Origin of the sequence: Pseudoalteromonas luteoviolacea DSM 6061 (assembly GCF_001625655.1) — a bacterium.
GTDB lineage: Bacteria > Pseudomonadota > Gammaproteobacteria > Enterobacterales > Alteromonadaceae > Pseudoalteromonas > Pseudoalteromonas luteoviolacea.
Genome location: NZ_AUYB01000125.1, coordinates 41,363 through 57,944 on the forward strand (window position 1 = coordinate 41,363; position 16,582 = coordinate 57,944).

15 protein-coding genes are annotated in these 16,582 nt (G+C 40.0%); 10 read left to right on the forward strand and 5 right to left on the reverse strand.

The annotated features are described in order from the left end of the window. The 4 genes from N475_RS18150 to N475_RS18165 are packed head-to-tail and all read left to right on the forward strand — an operon-like array spanning position 1 to position 5,483. Positions 1–891, forward strand: a complete 891-nt coding sequence (locus tag N475_RS18150; protein ID WP_063358178.1) for a carbon-nitrogen hydrolase — start codon at positions 1–3, stop codon at positions 889–891. 17 nt (positions 892–908) lie between these two features. Then, on the forward strand, positions 909–4,382 hold the full coding sequence (gene mfd, locus N475_RS18155; protein WP_063358179.1) for a transcription-repair coupling factor: 3,474 nt from the start codon (positions 909–911) through the stop codon (positions 4,380–4,382). Next, entirely contained in the window at positions 4,379–5,224 is an 846-nt protein-coding gene (locus N475_RS18160; RefSeq protein WP_063358180.1) for a CsiV family protein, read from the forward strand. The genes mfd and N475_RS18160 overlap by 4 nt, the downstream gene beginning before the upstream one ends. A 13-nt stretch (positions 5,225–5,237) precedes the next feature. Next, positions 5,238–5,483: a hypothetical protein gene (locus tag N475_RS18165; RefSeq protein ID WP_063358181.1), complete on the forward strand. Its 246-nt coding sequence runs from the start codon at positions 5,238–5,240 to the stop codon at positions 5,481–5,483. On the opposite strand, the gene N475_RS18170 is transcribed toward N475_RS18165, so the two are convergent. Then, a complete protein-coding gene (locus N475_RS18170) occupies positions 5,480–5,989 on the reverse strand; it encodes a GNAT family N-acetyltransferase (RefSeq protein WP_063358182.1) in 510 nt (169 codons plus the stop codon). The genes N475_RS18165 and N475_RS18170 overlap by 4 nt on opposite strands. Positions 5,990–6,067: 78 nt before the next feature. Here N475_RS18170 and N475_RS18175 point away from each other — a divergent pair, with 78 nt between their 5' ends. After that, positions 6,068–6,277 (forward strand): hypothetical protein, encoded by a 210-nt coding sequence (locus N475_RS18175; RefSeq protein WP_063358196.1) that lies wholly within the window; start codon positions 6,068–6,070, stop codon positions 6,275–6,277. Positions 6,278–6,480: 203 nt separating this feature from the next. Continuing rightward, the gene (locus N475_RS18180; protein ID WP_063358183.1) at positions 6,481–7,986 is read left to right on the forward strand and encodes a Calx-beta domain-containing protein; all 1,506 of its coding nucleotides are present in this window, start codon (positions 6,481–6,483) and stop codon (positions 7,984–7,986) included. A gap of 63 nt (positions 7,987–8,049) precedes the next feature. Here the strand turns inward: N475_RS18180 and N475_RS18185 are convergent, their stop codons facing one another. Then, the gene (locus N475_RS18185) at positions 8,050–8,394 is read right to left on the reverse strand and encodes a hypothetical protein (RefSeq protein ID WP_063358184.1); all 345 of its coding nucleotides are present in this window, start codon (positions 8,392–8,394) and stop codon (positions 8,050–8,052) included. Between the two features lie 258 nt (positions 8,395–8,652). Between N475_RS18185 and N475_RS18190 the strand changes: the two genes are divergently transcribed. The 3 genes from N475_RS18190 (at position 8,653) to N475_RS18200 (ending at position 13,382) form a co-directional block, all read left to right on the forward strand. Then, the gene (locus tag N475_RS18190; protein ID WP_063358185.1) at positions 8,653–9,636 is read left to right on the forward strand and encodes a response regulator; all 984 of its coding nucleotides are present in this window, start codon (positions 8,653–8,655) and stop codon (positions 9,634–9,636) included. A 494-nt stretch (positions 9,637–10,130) separates the two neighbouring features. Then, a complete protein-coding gene (locus N475_RS18195) occupies positions 10,131–12,077 on the forward strand; it encodes a GEVED domain-containing protein (protein ID WP_081232465.1) in 1,947 nt (648 codons plus the stop codon). A 321-nt stretch (positions 12,078–12,398) separates the two neighbouring features. Beyond that, complete coding sequence (locus N475_RS18200) at positions 12,399–13,382, forward strand: ChaN family lipoprotein (protein ID WP_063365751.1); 984 nt, start codon at positions 12,399–12,401, stop codon at positions 13,380–13,382. Positions 13,383–13,761: 379 nt separating this feature from the next. Here the strand turns inward: N475_RS18200 and N475_RS18205 are convergent, their stop codons facing one another. Beyond that, positions 13,762–14,772 (reverse strand): DUF2235 domain-containing protein, encoded by a 1,011-nt coding sequence (locus N475_RS18205; RefSeq protein ID WP_063355942.1) that lies wholly within the window; start codon positions 14,770–14,772, stop codon positions 13,762–13,764. A gap of 135 nt (positions 14,773–14,907) precedes the next feature. Then, positions 14,908–15,216 (reverse strand): DUF1330 domain-containing protein, encoded by a 309-nt coding sequence (locus N475_RS18210; RefSeq protein ID WP_063355943.1) that lies wholly within the window; start codon positions 15,214–15,216, stop codon positions 14,908–14,910. A gap of 169 nt (positions 15,217–15,385) precedes the next feature. On the opposite strand from N475_RS18210, the gene N475_RS18215 reads away from it, so the two are divergent. Then, positions 15,386–15,958 (forward strand): nucleoside deaminase, encoded by a 573-nt coding sequence (locus N475_RS18215; RefSeq protein WP_063355944.1) that lies wholly within the window; start codon positions 15,386–15,388, stop codon positions 15,956–15,958. A gap of 36 nt (positions 15,959–15,994) precedes the next feature. Here the strand turns inward: N475_RS18215 and N475_RS18220 are convergent, their stop codons facing one another. Continuing rightward, positions 15,995–16,570 carry a YceI family protein gene (locus N475_RS18220; RefSeq protein ID WP_063355945.1) on the reverse strand — a complete coding sequence of 192 codons (576 nt, stop codon included), beginning with the start codon at positions 16,568–16,570 and terminating at the stop codon, positions 15,995–15,997. Positions 16,571–16,582: the final 12 nt, after the last annotated feature.

Consider the following 16,582-nt stretch of genomic DNA (forward strand, 5'->3'; position numbering starts at 1 on the left):
ATGAGCAACAATAATTTGAAGGTCGCGCTAGTACAACATAGCAACAGCGACAACCTTGAAGATAACTTTGAAAAGTCGCTATCTGGTATCAGACAAGCCGCGACACAAGGGGCTAAACTTGTTGTTTTGCAAGAACTACACCGCAGCTTATATTTTTGCCAAACAGAAAATACCGACTTATTCGATTTGGCCGAGGTAATACCTGGGCCAAGTACCAATGAATTAGGTGAACTTGCTAAAGAACTCAATATTGTGATCGTCGCATCTTTGTTCGAAAAGCGTGCAACGGGCCTCTATCACAACACAGCTGTTGTTATAGAATCTGATGGCTCTATTGCCGGAAAATATAGAAAAATGCATATCCCAGACGATCCAGGGTTTTATGAGAAGTTTTACTTTACTCCTGGAGATCTCGGGTTTGAACCGATTCAAACTTCGGTAGGCAAACTTGGTGTGCTGGTATGCTGGGACCAATGGTTCCCTGAAGGTGCAAGACTTATGGCAATGGCTGGCGCAGAATTACTCATTTATCCGACTGCAATTGGATGGGATCCCAGAGATGATAAAGATGAACAAATTCGTCAAAGAGATGCATGGATGATCGCACAACGAGCTCATGCCGTATCTAATGGCGTTCCGGTCATTAGCGTCAATCGCGTTGGCCACGAATCAGACCCAAGCAATCAAAGCGAAGGCATCCAATTTTGGGGTAACTCTTTCGTAGCTGGCCCACAAGGCGAATTGCTGGCACATGGTTCAGAAGAACAAGAAGAGATTTTGGTTGTTGAAATAGACCAAAACCGCAGTGAGTCTGTACGTCGTATTTGGCCATATTTACGAGATAGACGTATAGATCATTACCAAGACCTATGTAAAATATACCGAGATTAAGTAGTTAGGAGTAAATAATGGCGTTAGTGCAGTGGAATGAGCTACCTTGGATAAAGTCACAAAAAGACAAAATCCATTGGGGACAACTCCTTGGTAGTAGTTTGGCAATCACCATTAGTGAGGGAATAAAGCAAAACCAGTCCCTCGTGGTCTTAGTTACGCCAGACACACCCAGCGCGCTGCGCCTTGAGACAGAGTTGGGTTATCTTATTGGGGAAGACAAAGTGATGGTTTTCCCTGATTGGGAGACCCTTCCCTACGATCACTTTTCTCCACACCAAGATATTATTTCACAGCGTTTAGCCAGTTTGAATGCATTAAGAAAAAAACAGCAAGGGGTATTACTCATACCCGTGTCTACGCTTATGCTTAGAACGGCTCCGCCAGAGTTTATATATGGTAATGCTTTGCAGTTTAAAGCTGGAGATACGTTAGACGCCACGGGCTTGAAAGATACATTGACTCAGGCTGGCTATCGCCATGTACAACAAGTAATGGAACACGGGGAGTTTGCTGTACGAGGTTCAATCATTGATTTATACCCGATGGGTAGCGAGCGTCCATTTAGGCTCGATTTCTTTGATGATGAATTGGACAGTATTCGTCTTTTCGATATTGAGTCTCAGCGTTCAAGCGAAACTATCGATGCAATAGATTTACTACCAGCTCATGAATTTCCAACAAACGATGAAGACATTGAAAGGTTCAGAATTAAGTACCGTGAAACTTTTGGGGCAAGTTCAGAACAAGACTCAATTTACATGCAGGTTACCCGTGGCAACTGGCCTGCTGGTATTGAATACTATCTTCCACTTTTTTACGACAAGCTAGCAACTATATTCGATTACTTGCCCAAAGATGCTGTCTTTATGCATCTTGGAGATGTGGAGCATGCGGCAAACGATTTTTGGATGGATGTATGCAAGCGTTATGAGAGCAGACGCGTTGACCCTCTTCGCCCATTGCTTGAACCTAAAGCGCTTTACTTAAACGTCGAATCATTGTTTGAAGGGTTTTCCCACTACCCTCGAATTCGACTCAGCGAAGCAAAACTTGGAACGAAAGCAGGACATACTAATTTAAATGCTAAGGCGGTTGATGAAGTAAGAATTGACCACAAGCAGTCTGATCCCTACAAAGCTGTTATCGACTATATTGCTGCGCAGAAAAAGCTCAAGGGCAAGATCCTATTTAGTGTAGAGTCAGACGGACGCCGTGAATCACTCATTTCTCTGCTTAAACCAACCGGGTTAAAACTCAAGGAGTTTGAGTCCTTTGATAAGTTCATCAGTGGCAGATCTGATGTCGGGCTCATAGTGAGCCCCTTGGAATCTTCAGTCGTTCTTGCTGGTGAAAAGCCGTTATCCGTTATTACCGAGCAAGAGTTGCTTGGTATAAAGGTATCGCAAAGGCGTCGCCGCAAACATAAATATGAGCAGGGGCAAGATGCGCTGATCCGTAATTTGGCTGAGCTAAAAGAAGGCCAGCCCATTGTACATTTAGACCATGGTGTCGGCCGCTATTTGGGTTTGCAAACCATAGATGCTGCCGGCGTAGCAACCGAGTTTGTAACGATTACTTATGCCGGAGATGCCAAGCTATACGTGCCGGTATCGTCGCTACACATGTTAAGTCGCTACTCAGGCGGAGAAGAAGCTTCAGCACCGCTACATAAACTCGGCTCCGACGTCTGGGAAAAAGCCAAAAGGAAAGCCGCTGAAAAAGTCAGAGATGTGGCGGCTGAACTCTTAGATATTTATGCCAAGAGACAAAGTAAGCCCGGTCATCAATTCAAACTTGAAGGTGGCGCATATCGAGAGTTTAGTGATAGCTTCCCATTTGAAGAAACAGACGACCAACGCAACGCGATTGAAGCTGTTATAGGAGATATGCAAACCAATCAGGCGATGGACAGGCTTGTTTGTGGTGATGTCGGATTTGGTAAAACCGAGGTTGCTATGAGAGCCGCATTTGTTGCGATTAACGATAATAAACAAGTTGCCGTATTGGTTCCTACTACCCTACTCGCGCAGCAACATTTTGAAAATTTCAAAGACCGTTTCGCAGATCTACCTATCGAGGTAGGCGTATTGTCCAGATTTAATAGCACCAAGGAGCAAAAAGAAACGCTGGCCGCCCTAGAATCTGGAAAAATTGACATTGTTATTGGTACCCACAAGTTAATCCAAGAAAATATTTTGTTTAAAGATCTGGGTTTGCTCATTGTGGATGAAGAACACCGCTTTGGCGTTAGACAAAAAGAAAAGATTAAAAAGCTCCGAGCCGATGTTGATATATTAACGCTGACTGCAACACCAATACCGCGTACACTCAATATGGCAATGAGTGGCATGCGAGATCTTTCAATCATCGCTACACCACCAGCTAAGCGTTTAGCGGTTAAAACCTTTGTGCGTGAACGCAATGATGAGCTCATACGTGAAGCTGTTTTACGTGAAATCAAGCGTGGCGGACAAGTTTATTTTTTACATAATAATGTAGAAACCATAGAAAAAACAGCAGCCGACATATCAGAACTGGTGCCCGAGGCAAACATTGCAGTGGCACATGGTCAAATGCGTGAGCGCGAATTGGAGCAGTTGATGGGTGATTTTTATCACCAAAAACACAATGTACTCGTTTGCACCACTATTATCGAAACAGGTATCGATATTCCATCTGCCAATACCATTATTATGGACAGAGCAGATAAACTTGGCCTTGCACAATTACACCAACTTCGTGGCCGAGTTGGCCGAAGTCACCACCAAGCTTACGCTTATTTACTCACTAGAAATAGCCAAGCACTGACAAAAGACGCTGTAAAACGACTTCAAGCAATCGAGTCATTAGAAGATTTAGGTGCAGGTTTTGCGCTTGCAACACATGACTTAGAGATCCGTGGTGCTGGAGAATTACTGGGTGATGATCAAAGTGGTCAAATACAAACTGTTGGCTTCACACTGTATATGGAAATGCTAGAACAAGCAGTTCAAGCTCTCAAAGATGGAAAAGAACCGACTCTGGAAAACCTTCTTCAACAGCAAAGTGAAGTAGACTTAAAAGTGCCAGCCCTGTTACCTGACGACTACATTCACGACGTAAACATTCGTTTGAGTATGTATAAACGCATCGCAAGCATGAATAGCGAGCCCGAATTAGATGAACTAAAGGTCGAGTTGATTGATCGCTTTGGACTGCTCCCCGATGCAACCAAGCACCTATTTAACATTCAGTTATTAAAGTGCAAAGCACAACAGCTAGGTATCAAGAAAATTGAGGCGAACCCTAAGGGCGGCTATTTTGAGTTTAACAACAACACTAACGTTAACCCGACATTCATTATTGGCTTGATACAAAGCAACCCAGCTATATATAGAATGGAAGGCGCAAGTAAGTTACGCTTTAATATAGAAGAAAAAAATGGCCAAGAGCGACTAAAACTCGTTAACGCTATGATGGATGATTTTCAGAAAAAGGCGGTTGCATGAAGCAATTTGTACTAAAAGCGATTTTCTTGGGGACGATAAGCAGCGCTGCAATGCCAGCGTTTGCGGTGCGCTGGTTTGAAGTGGAGTTAATAGCCTTCTCTCAAAAAGCAGGTACTGAAATTCGAGAAGACTTTTCGATTGAAACAGACCCTCTTCCTCAAGAAAAACGACTTGATTTACTAACCGAGGGGTTCAATAACGTTGGGCATCAAGCTTGTTTGTCTGGTGATGCGAAGTATGACCCTCGCTCAGTGATGGAACAGTTTACTAAACAACAGAGCTCTTGGTACTGCGATGACGCCGTAAATTACGTTGAACAATTTGAAAAACTGCCAACGATTCCTTATAGCGAGCCGTTAGAACACATGCAATCGATGTATTTGCTAGCACCCGAGCAACTTAGGTTTGAGTCAATTAGAAAAAAGCTAGAGAGGCAAGGGAAAAATCCTATCCTGCATACCGGATGGCGATTTCCCGATCAAAGTAAAAAGCGGGCACCAAATGTTGTCGTATTTGGAGGCATGAAGTTCGAGCAACCTGCTAGCTATAAATACATAGATAATGTACAAAGTGATAATTTTGTCAGCTTACTTAACACTGCTCCGAAACGGGCTGTCAAAACACAAGGTGAAGATTTATGGGAACTGGACGGAACGATGAAAATCCATATCCGGCATTACCTATATGTCACAAGTAACTTTGACTATCGCTATTTGACTGACGAAGGCGAATTAGAAACAGCTAGGATGTCTCAATTTACACGCGTGTATAGCGGAGATATCCATTATCTAGATCACCCAAAAATGGGCATTATTTTCCAAATTAGGAAATATAAACATTAATAGGATAACCTAAATGAAAAAACTCTTAACGATTGCTGCGTTGCTGAGCCTAAGCGCTTGTTCAAAGGTGACTATAGAAAATTATGAAAAGATTTCTGTTGGCATGGAAAAAACGGCACTTGAGCAAGTACTGGGCTCTGCGGATTCTTGTGAAGAAAAGACTTTACATACAAACTGCGTTTGGGGCAACGAAAGTAAAAATATCACTGTTACTCTGGTATCTGACCGCGTAACGCTGTTTAGCAAAAAAGGCTTCTAATTCCCAGAAACCAATTTGCTTTTAGATTTATTTAGGCATAGCTGATATTCACTATGCCGTATTTCAAAGCCCAAATGAGATAACAAATTTACACTACGTGTATTATGCGGCGATACTTTTGCACTCACCTGCTCGACCAAAGCTTTTGGTAATATCACTTCCAAGGCGTTGAGCAAACAAGTGGCTGCCTCTCTCATATACCCTTGCTGCCAATGTTTTGGCTCAAGTTCATACCCCAAGTAAATTTTTGCAGTATCCTCACAATAATCAAATAGACCAATTGAGCCTATTTGAATACCATCTTTAACCAACATCATACGCACACCAATTCCTTGGTAAAACAACTCTAAATCACTTTGGATCATCGCTTTGATATCTTGCATTGTCAGATCTGTACCATAGTCATTGAAGTAACTAACTTGGGGGTCATTCAGTATTTCAAGCAATGCGCGGCTATCACGATAATTGACCAAGCGTAATATTAGCCTTTGGGTATGTAATTCCATCTCATCAATATGGTCGATTTTTTATTATTTTGGTATAAACTACCCCATCCTATTAGAAAGTCCAGTGAAGATAAAAAGATGACTGAAAATAATACTGAATTTGTAGTTATTCCACCAACAACAAAGGTACTGTGTAAAGAAAAAGGCGAAGGTTGGACTCTTACTGGAATTACAGGCATCGAAGAACACACATCGGTAATGTTTAATGGTGTTCGCTACACAATACCAGCCAAAGTTATCGTTGAAGAGTTACTTCCTAACTACTTGGAATCACAGAAAAACACCTAACCTCCAAATTTTTTAATCCATTTGTAGTAATTTATTGTTGCATTTTTGTTCATGAGAGAGAATAATAGAATGAGATTGCAAAGATAATAATGGAAGCGCCTGTCTCAAAGGATTAAGAGTTCACATCCCACATTGGAAGTCGATGTGTCATTACTTTGTGTTGTGTTAGCTAAATTAGGATAACCCGACCAGAGTTTGTTACCATGCTAAAAACTTCACTCACTTTATTAACTTTAGTAACAGCGTCTTTTTCTCCGCTAAGTGTTGCCAATACATGTAGCGGTGAATTGTACGGTATCAATGCCGGACGAGGAGATGTAGGTATTCTCTTTGGCCTCAATGAGCAAACAGACACTGCATTTGCGCAAACGCTCGCAGAGTTTAGCTCTTCTGCACTTGCTTATGATAATAACAGTAAGCGCATGTATTATATTTCTGCACCTCGCCCTATTGAGTATGAAGTGGATACCAGCCATTTAAGCCTTTCAGCGGAGCAAAAAGAACACCTTCCTATCATGGGCAACCGTTTTAAATACATCCGTCTGGCCTACTATGACTTTAATACAGATACACATACCATTGTTGGACGCACTACCCAAGTACTTAGTCTGGTTTACGATGCGCAGCGTGATGCTTTAATTGGAACTGATTTCAAAAAACTTTACCAAATCGATAAAAACTCTGGCACCACAATTGAGCTAGCGTCTTTAGGTTCACTGAAAGGCAAGTTTAGGGGTGACTTGGTCATACAAGATGGCAATTGGTATTTGATAACAAGTCGAGCGGTCTATCAAATAGACAAAACAACTTATGCAGTGACTAAAAAAGCTAATCATTCACTAACAGCAGCAACTGGCGCAGCACTTAATCAGAGTGGAGAAATTGTAGTAAGTAGAACACTGATAAATGACTATGGTCACGTCAATAAATCTAAACTATATAAGCTTAATCCTCACTCGGGCAATACCTGCTTACTGGCTACCGTGCCAGTACGTATAAACGATTTAGCATCAAACACAGACAAAGAAGTCGCTTGCTACACAACTCCAACCTGTGAAACAGATCCATTACCGTCGTTTACACTAGAAGCAATTACAGACTCTGCTTTAGAAGCTGGTCAATTAGAGTATCAGGTTAATTTGAGTAATAGTTATTACCAAGATGTCACGATTGACCTCAGTATTACAGATGGAACAACGGACAGCAGTGACTACAGCTTGGCTCAGACCACTTTGACAATACCCAGTGGAGAAACATCAGGCAGTATTATTATCAGTGCATTAGATGACCAAAACCATGAGGGCGATGAGACCTTTACTCTTAACGCAAACGCAGATCAAAATGTAACAGGTTCGGCATCTGCGCTGGGAACAATTATTGATAATGACCCTGCATGTACTCCTGATAACTACACGCGTATCAATTATCAATTTATCAGTGAGAGTGCTGCTTATAACAATGACTGGGGTGTAACAGTTAACGGCAGTTACGTGAAGTTATTAGACGAATATGGCGCCTCTGGCAGTTATGATGTATTACAAGGTACGAGTTATAACTATGTTCTGGCAGTCAATGGTAACGCTAATCAGTTAACGGGTAACTATACCGTTTATGGCGACAAGCAATACTGGGAAGATCAAAACGATGGAGATTATAACGACTTCGTCGTGAGAGTATGGACAACAACAGTGCAAAAAGGCTGTGAATAATAATTAAAACACTTTTCGCGATATGCCGCTTAACTGGCCTTAACGGCATATCGCATTTTTCATTCACTTACCCCAAAAAATATAATTAATATGCTGGGCACTGGCTTCTTTTGCCCGTGTACTAACTGAATGATACTGGTCGAACGTCACAGTATTAAAAAGTAAGCCCCTGTTATACTTGTATTTAATCTGTTCATCAGGTGTCAAAAGTGAGTAAATCTTACCCACATGCTCCGCTTGCTCTAAACTATTGTCTTGCATCAATGATTTATCAAACTGAGTCCTCGTATAACTAGACACACTCACAGATTGCACTTCTGGAACGACAATCCTATCGCTAAAATCTAAGTGCTTTTCAAACGCAAAAGCCGAAGAAGTAACACAAGTTAATAACCAAATCAGTTTCATAATTTATATTCCTTTCATTTTGCTTTTGTAATCAATATAGCCCAATAGAGGTACAATTAGCCAGTACAAATACTATGTATCACCGCTCCTTCTGTAGCTCCACTACCTAACTCATGACCATCATACGCATATGAAGCACTAATTTTTTGTTCTGTGGGTTAGTAATGAAAATATTGCGTTTAGAGCATGACTAGACATACTTATAAATCAGCGTCTGCGAATTACGATTTTATAGTCGATTAACTGAAGCGATCTGCCATGAAAAAGTTTACTGTTTTACTCGTCGAAGATAACCCAATTTACGCTAAACTCGTCATGCTCCTGTGCGAAGACAAAGCACACGTAACCTGGTGCACTAATCTAAAAGACGCCGAGTCAGCCGTGCAAACACAGCTATTTGATATTTATTTATTAGATCTATATCTACCCGATGGAGATAGCATAGAATTTTGCCGTCTTATAAACACACCTAAAAAGGAAGAAACTATCACCGTTTTTTTAAGTGGTGAGACTGACTTAGAGTGGCGACTAAGAGCATTTGAGGCCGGAGCTGAAAACTACATCGCCAAAGATATTCCCCAACAGCTTCTAAAGCTTAAAGTTGACAGCTTATTAGACTATCAAGCTAAAAGACTGCGAGCACTAAAACATGCGAAGAAAGACTCGCAGCTGCAAACGGATCGCTCTTTTCGTACCCAGCTCGATAATAACGCCCTTATTCACTTCTATCGACAGTGTCTAAATTTAAATGACATTTCAAAATTCTCAGATTATCTGTCTTCATTAATGGAAAGTTGGGAACTGGATTATATTGCAAGATTAAAACTAACTGATGGTACCGAATACCATTTTAAAAACAATGATGAAGATATTTGCGAGATGGAGCTTGAGCTTTTTGATGAGCTCGAAGTCAATGCAGCCAACGTTCAATCTTTTGGGCAATCAACATTCTTTAAGTACCAACAAGCCGAACTGATTGTCAAAAATATGCCAACTGATAGTTACAGTAAAGGGTCTTTAATTGATATCTTCCATTACGTGGTAGAAGCAATCGATATTCGCCTGAACGAAATTGCGAAATTACATCATATGGATACAATCATTCAAGAAATAAGAGAGCAAACCAGTGCCCACCAAGATGACAAAAGTATGTCATTACTCAATGAGTTGGTAGATGATTTGGCGGCAATTCGGGAAGAAAAAGACCTAAGCGACGACAGTGACGACTTAGTCTTTTTTTGAACAAGCAGTCGTTGTTCAATATTACAGGTATTAACTACAAACGAATCACATTACTTAACTAACTTTCACTTTCTTGCTGTTAAAGTGTATCTCAAACTAGCCGCTTTCCCCTTTCGCATTTATTTAACTAAACAAAACAACTAGCTGTAGAGCTTCAGTTGCATCCTCCTAAACATTGAAACATACCCTACTCACTATTCTATTGAGAATGATGGTTCCAATATTCCAAAAAAATATACACATATATAAAAACAATTAAAAAACAGGCTAAAAATAAATAAATCATGCAGTTACGCATACATTTTTACCGATTTTAGATAATTATGAATTAAATTCATCTTTACAATTATTGCATACAATATACATTGATTTCAGAGGGCTGTTTAAAACCGACATGAATTTGAAGAACTTTTTATGACAATACAGCCTTTTTACCATGAGATAATTGTCCAGTTTTTGGACATGTTTACTCACAATCTTGGAGAACATGTAAAGTGAAAATTAAATCTACAAAAAAGATGCTATTGATGGGGTCCTGCCTAGTACCAAGTGTACTCGCAAGCACCCATTTACTAGCGAATAATGATATTAACCTACAAAATACAAATTATTGCCAAAGTTCAGGTGGTGGAAACTATGAGCACATTGCAGGGGTTTCTACCTCAGGGATCAATAACCTTTCATCGGGACAATCTCCCTACACTGATTTTACGCACTTAACCGCACAATTGAGTGTTGGTCAAAATCAAATAACGCTGACCCCTGGGTTTGTCAACAACGCGTACACTGAATACTGGAGCGTCTTTATTGACTTAAATAACGATGGGGATTTCAGTGATATTGACGAACTCGTTGGTTCTGGTAGTAGCCGGACCGCACTCACCACCTCATTGGATATACCCGCTTCGGCTGAGGGGATTACCTCTAGAATGCGTATTGCCATGAAATACAACTCACCTGTTGCAAACGCATGCGAAAACTTTAATGCAGGGGAAGTTGAGGACTACTCTGTTCACATCAAAAAACGCGATACTTCTCAACTTGAAGACATGTGTTTAAGCCAAGCACCCACAGAGCAATCAGCATTAGCTGATAGCATACCTGTGTGTGTTAAATCTTCTTCTCAGTTTCAGAGTTTCTCAGTGCCTGGCGCAGACTCCGCAGGAAGTGTCGCAATTACAACGTCTTATGGTCAAGGCAACCTTACATTAGAGGCTCGTAATGGCGAAGGAGGCTACCCAAGACCCGGTGATGATAGTATCCGCTCAAAGCATGTAGGTAACACAGAGTGCGTGGTTATCACTAACCCCACCAAGTACTGGACCAACATTGTGATGCGCGGTTTATTCAAAGGAGCAACCATAGTTGCTGATTTAGGCGCAACGAGTTGTCGAAAAGAGCCAGGGGCAATAGATCCTGGAAACGTCGCCTACGAGTACCCGCATGTAAACGTTATTATTTTTCCATTTAGTTTTAGCGATACGCCTTTGACGTGGACGACTGATCAAATTATTGCAGATATGGAGACTGTAAAACAATATTATGCTGAACAGTCTTATGGACGATTTAATGTCACATGGGAAATTAAACCTCAAATAGTGATTAATGAACCTAAATCCAAGTATGACGCTGATACAAAGGGATGGCACCAACTATACGCTGACAAAATTGCGGAAGCTGGCGTTGATATGAATTTCCCTGGTGAAGCCAATCTTGTCATGATGGCCGCTCCTCAAGTTTCGACCATTAACTCTCAAGCTGGTCCTCCATTTATTCAATTATACCATCACAAACCGGGTACAATTGCACACGAAATGGGACATGCCATGGGTCTTCGTCACTCAATGTCTGTAGAAGGTGGTAACCACGTAATTAACTCAGGCAACGATTCTATACGGAACTATGGCAACCCTCATGCAATGATGGGGATGGGCGCACATACCCTAGAAGAATATAATTTGATGTATAAAAGCTATTTTAAGGGATGGCTAAACGATCAAGAAGTTCCACTCATAAGTTCGTCTGGTACTTATCGCATATACGCATTTGACCACGGGTCATCAAATGGCACAAATGCACCTGGAAGTATAGGTTTACGCTTAAAGTCAGGTAATGGAAATTATACATATTGGCTTGAATACCGTACGACAAATGATAGATACAATACAAATACCAAAAACGGCGTTTTGGTAAACATAAAAGGCTATATGGAGAATGAATCCCAACCTTCATTTTGGAACCATAGATCTGCACTACTCGATATGACACCAAACTCAAAAGACAACTCACGTTGGGCCCAAGAAGATGAAACAGATGCAGAACTTGCCATAGGCAAAAGTTTTATCGACCCTTGGAATGGTTTTAAGATTACGCCGATTGCCAAAGGTGGACAAGAAGACACCGCAAATGCTTGGATTGAAGTTAAAGTAGAAATGCTTTAAAAATTCTTTGTATTATGTACTTCTACTCAATAGCATGGCTTTAAGGTCATGCTATTTGTTTAGCAACATAAAAAAAGCTCCGTTCACTGCTGGCTCAACCGCATTAAGTAAAGTATCAATCAAAAATTTTGTACCGAGCGCTTACAGCTATATGTATCAACTCCAAACCACGCTCAGAAGCTCTAACTATGAAATAGCAACCGCTCTAACGAGAATCCAGTCTCATACTTCATGATAAACAGTGCTTAATCAGTGACTTTTTATATGATAATAGTTATCATTACAAGCTAAAAATACTAAATAACCCACATGAAATTACCGATGAAATTTATAACTACACTCGCAGCAATTGCGTCAATAGTGTCTATGCAAGGGTGCAGTATCACTGAGCAAAGTGAACAGCAAGGCATTGAAATCTCAACTATGTACGACTATGTCTTGCATGATTCAAAAAGCAAACTCCCCACTTCAATCGAACAAATTAGCGAAAACCTCAAAGATATTGATGTGATTTTTATTGGTGAATACCACTCTCATAGTGCTTCACATAAATTACAAGCTGACTTATTAACTGCATTGTATCTTCGCAACAAAAGATTAGTTCTTACGATGGAGCAATTTAGTCGTGATAAGCAACAAGTGCTCGACCAATATTTAGATAATGAAATTGGCGAGCAAACCCTCATAAATGAAGGCGATGCATGGGAAAACTATCGAAGTGACTACCGCCCTCTTATAGAGTTTGCTAAAAGCAATCAACTCCCTGTATTTGCCGCCAATACCCCCCTTAGTATCGTTAGGTGTGTTGCGCGTAAGGGTCCTGAATTTATAAAAACTTTAGACAGTGAAAAGGAACTTTGGGTCGCTACGGATATCACAACCAGTACTTCTGCATATCAAGATAAATTTACCAGTGCAATGATGCACCATAAAACAAATAAATCACCCAATTCTAAAGTAACTCTAAATAATAGTTTTTACGCTCAATTAGCGCGTGACAATACGATGGCTGAATCTATTTATAATGCGCATGTTAAATATCCAAAAAGTCAAATAGTACACTTTAATGGCGCTTTTCATAGCAATCATTACCTTGGTACTGTTGACGCTTTAACACGCATAGCGCCTAATCTAAACATTGCCATTATTAGCCCTAACTTTCTAGATGAAGAAGTCGACTGGACAAAAGGCGATTACATCTACAAATTAAAACCGTTACCAGCTAGATATATAAAAAATGAAAATAAAGAAAAGTCTATTGTTAAAATGATCAATTCAAGAAGTAAGAGAAAGTGTGAACTGTAAATAGCCATGAACTTTAATATAGAAATTTAAGCTTTTACAAGTAGAGGAGTAAGCCTCCTCTACTAAACATGATGACGGTTAAAAAATTCTATATGTACTCTTAAGTCGAGCGTGGTTTTAATTCGAACAAAGTTAAGTATCTATAAGTATAAAAGCGCTTTCACACTAACTAATTTAGACTTCATGCTGTCAGGTGCCAAATAGGTGTCGTTAGAAAACGCATACATAGATTTAATTTCACTCAAGTTTCATCACACTGGCAATCTCGTAAAAGATACAGTTTACAATAACGTGATTCCGTACCTTCAAAAATAGAGACAGCATTAAATAACAAAACTGAAAGAGAAATAATTATTGAGACATAGCTTTTATAAAACCATCAAATGTCATTACTAGACTGTCTCTCAATAAATTCAAACGCATTGCTAGGTTGGTATGTACTGCTCTGTGAAATGCGCTGATATACACTCTCATGAAGCGACTCATTTGTTCTTTGAGCCGTTCCAAGTTGTCTAATCTTTTCTGAAAACTTATAGATCCAACTCATCGAATCTCGATATTCGTCAAGGTGATGCGGCCTATAGTACGCTAAAAATTTTTCATTGAATATTAAGCCATGTCGTTTCGCACAGTCTTTTAACCAGTGCAATGAGATGTTTGCAAGACCATCTTTTGAATAACCACCGCCAACGTTACTATGGCTACCAGCAAACCATTTTTGCTCTAATGTTTGAGTAGAACCTGTAGGTAAAGTCCAAATGGCTGGTTTAAACGGGCCACGTTTCTCATCGATAGCCAAAGCATGATATGCATGTTGAATATTCTCTGTAAGACTCACATCATGAAATCGATATCGACTATTTATTAGCTCAAATTTAAAAGGAACTCCCAGTGCGCCAACGGTATCCCAAACACCGACAAACTTAATGGAAACATCTACGCAATTGTGCTCTTTTTTAAATTTTGCGACTTCTGCATCTGAAGCATTATTTCGGTATAGACGATAGGCTTCTGGCATATAGAAAGCGTGATCTTTAGGTAGCAAGCCTATTTTGTTGATTAGGCCTATCGCACTGCGAATTGTGTAGGCTCCTCGGCTAAAACCAAAGCCAAAGATTTCATCACCTGGCTGGTAATTCAATACTAAAAATTGATACGCCTTAAGCACATTTTCAGATAAGCCTACACCAAAGCCTCCACCTAATATTTTGTCTATTCCCCAATGCGTCCCTACACCCTCGCTATAGTAAACTACTTGGTGAATGCCATCGTGACATACAGGCTCGATCCCTCTGGCCAACTTAACGACATTAGTTGGTTTTCTTTTTCCGCGATCATATTGTGCAGGCTTGTTCCACGTACCATCCATACACAACACTAGTCTTTTCATTGTACTTCCCTTCAACTAATTGAATTACTTAAATAACGTTGGCTAAGATACAATTAAATAAGCTGATAATGAAGGGCAATATTTTCCTTCTTAATGTAAAACTACTGTAATCGTATAAAAGGGTTACTCACAATTTCATGTGACGACATCATAGCTGCGAATAATTGTTGCTTCTTTAACCGATGGCGTAAAGTATTGCGCCTTGATTGCTAAATACCTTTCATCTTGAAAAAACGCTTGCATGATTTCTTTGTTTGGAAATTGGATAGTAAACAAACGGTTTATTCCGTGTTCTACCTCTTTCTTTAACACTTTCTGTACCTGAAAGTCATAAACGAAGCCTCCACCCATCTCATGTAAAATTGGTTTCATTGCTGCACGATAATCAGCATACAAAGATTCATTTTGTACTTCTATACCGACTAGTATTTCAAATTTAGTCATGAGTAATATCCTTTTTGGTTTAGAGACTATATCTTGCAATAAAGAGTTTGTACCTACAATCTTAATTCCAACATTTCTATGGAGTTAAATGATTAAGCATCTTTCCTTCACAATTGCTCCTCATTGTTCTTTTATATGTTATGACAGTTGCAATTATTTGGATAAAATAATGATCAAACCTTTGTTCAATCAAAATACTGAAATCAATGACATCACATTAAATGTCATTGCACATATGCCGACTACGAGTTTATCTACATTGATTTCTTGTGAGTTTTCTGAGCACCTGCAGGATAAAGACTTTATGCGCATAGCGGTATTGTTAGCTCAAAAAAGCCGCGACGAGGGTGGTTGCCCAATAGGTGCGGTAATCGTCGACAATGATACAAAGCAAATTGTTGGTAAAGGGCACAATACACTTGTACAAGAATCTCACCCATATAATCATGGTGAAACAAGCGCCATAAGAGACGCAGGCAGGATTGATTTTTCTAAAACAACGCTATACACCAGTTTAAGCCCGTGCGATGTATGTGCAACTTTGCTGTATATGCGAGGGTTTAATCGCGTGGTCGTTGGAGATGTCACTAATGCGAGTGGAAATGAGCCTTTACTCATTGAAAAAGGTATACAAGTCAATATTCTCGAGGATCAAGTTGGCATTAAACAGTACGCTGACTTTAGAAAAGAAAAACCCGAACAGGATTTAGAAGACTGGCAAGGTCTAGCGGCTTTAAAGTGACGAAATAGGCCTTGTAACATCAAGGCCTATTCTTTGTTAAAGCTTAATACCTTCAATATGCAATTCTAGGGTTACATGAGTAGACGCAGGACCAAGGTTGTAGTCAATTCCGAAATCTTTCAATTTAATCGATGTTTCTCCCGAGAAACCTGCGCGGTACCCGCCCCAAGGATCTTTCCCTTCACCAATTTTTTCAACCGGAAACGTGATTGTACGTTTCACACCATGGAGCTCTAATATTCCTGTCAACTTGCCTTCGTTGTCGTTCAATTGCTCGTATTTAGTACTCTCGAAAGTCGCTTTAGGGAATTTTTTTACATTTAGAAAATCTTTTCCACGCAGATGCTTGTCTCGCTCAGCATGATTTGAGTCGATGCTAGCAGTGTTGATCACAACATTAATTTTTGACGCGTTTGGATTCGATTTGTCATAGGTAAATTTACCATCAAAATCATTGAATCGACCTGTAAGCCAACTATAGCCTAAATGCTTAATCTTAAAATTGATAAAAGCATGCGCACCAGCTTTATCGATTTTGTATTCGGCTGCCTCTGCCATGCCTGATATCGCTAAACCAGCAGCTACAATCGCTGATAACATACGTTTTTTCATATATTCCTCTCA

Coding starts and splice junctions, on each gene's coding strand:
- N475_RS18210 (WP_063355943.1), bottom strand. CDS start 15,216: ATGACTAAATTTGAAATACTAGTCGGTATAGAAGTACAAAATGAATCT.
- N475_RS18160 (WP_063358180.1), top strand. CDS start 4,379: ATGAAGCAATTTGTACTAAAAGCGATTTTCTTGGGGACGATAAGCAGC.
- N475_RS18175 (WP_063358196.1), top strand. CDS start 6,068: ATGACTGAAAATAATACTGAATTTGTAGTTATTCCACCAACAACAAAG.
- N475_RS18200 (WP_063365751.1), top strand. CDS start 12,399: ATGAAATTTATAACTACACTCGCAGCAATTGCGTCAATAGTGTCTATG.
- N475_RS18190 (WP_063358185.1), top strand. CDS start 8,653: ATGAAAAAGTTTACTGTTTTACTCGTCGAAGATAACCCAATTTACGCT.
- N475_RS18220 (WP_063355945.1), bottom strand. CDS start 16,570: ATGAAAAAACGTATGTTATCAGCGATTGTAGCTGCTGGTTTAGCGATA.
- N475_RS18180 (WP_063358183.1), top strand. CDS start 6,481: ATGCTAAAAACTTCACTCACTTTATTAACTTTAGTAACAGCGTCTTTT.
- N475_RS18170 (WP_063358182.1), bottom strand. CDS start 5,989: ATGGAATTACATACCCAAAGGCTAATATTACGCTTGGTCAATTATCGT.
- mfd (WP_063358179.1), top strand. CDS start 909: ATGGCGTTAGTGCAGTGGAATGAGCTACCTTGGATAAAGTCACAAAAA.
- N475_RS18205 (WP_063355942.1), bottom strand. CDS start 14,772: ATGAAAAGACTAGTGTTGTGTATGGATGGTACGTGGAACAAGCCTGCA.
- N475_RS18150 (WP_063358178.1), top strand. CDS start 1: ATGAGCAACAATAATTTGAAGGTCGCGCTAGTACAACATAGCAACAGC.
- N475_RS18185 (WP_063358184.1), bottom strand. CDS start 8,394: ATGAAACTGATTTGGTTATTAACTTGTGTTACTTCTTCGGCTTTTGCG.
- N475_RS18165 (WP_063358181.1), top strand. CDS start 5,238: ATGAAAAAACTCTTAACGATTGCTGCGTTGCTGAGCCTAAGCGCTTGT.
- N475_RS18215 (WP_063355944.1), top strand. CDS start 15,386: ATGATCAAACCTTTGTTCAATCAAAATACTGAAATCAATGACATCACA.